Raw genomic sequence first — 384 nt, 5'->3', positions numbered from 1 at the left:
GTCTTGCGACCGGCACGATCGGCAATCTCTTCGCACAGGCCTGCATTTTCAGGCGGATAAGGCTGGTCGAGGCCGCCGGCCAGCACGCCGATCGTGCCGGTCGCAAGACTGCCCTGATGCGCCGCTGTGTCGATGCCGCGCGCCAGGCCGGAGACGATTGCGTAGCCGTCGCGGCCGAGGTCGGCTGCCAGCATGCGCGCCATCTTGATGCCGGCCAGCGACGCGTTGCGTGCCCCGACTATGGCGACACCCGGCAGCCGGAAAACAGCTGCGTTGCCCTTTACCGCCAGCAGGGGCGGCGGATGATCCATGTTGCGCAAGAGGGGTGGATAGTCTGCTTCACCGATGCCGACAAAGCGGGCGCCGGCCTTTCCAGCTGTTTCC

General features: G+C 66.7%; 1 protein-coding gene. It reads right to left on the bottom strand.

Features of this window, described 5'->3' with window-relative positions; translation table 11 throughout:
• The coding region (locus tag EN914_RS38205) for a DNA-processing protein DprA (RefSeq protein WP_164779321.1) at window positions 1-384 on the bottom strand (384 nt) is incomplete at both ends.

It is taken from the genome of Mesorhizobium sp. M7A.F.Ca.CA.001.08.2.1 (assembly GCF_003998455.1).
Taxonomy (GTDB): Bacteria; Pseudomonadota; Alphaproteobacteria; order Rhizobiales; family Rhizobiaceae; genus Mesorhizobium; species Mesorhizobium ciceri.
This window is presented reverse-complemented; position numbering and strand designations above follow the sequence as displayed.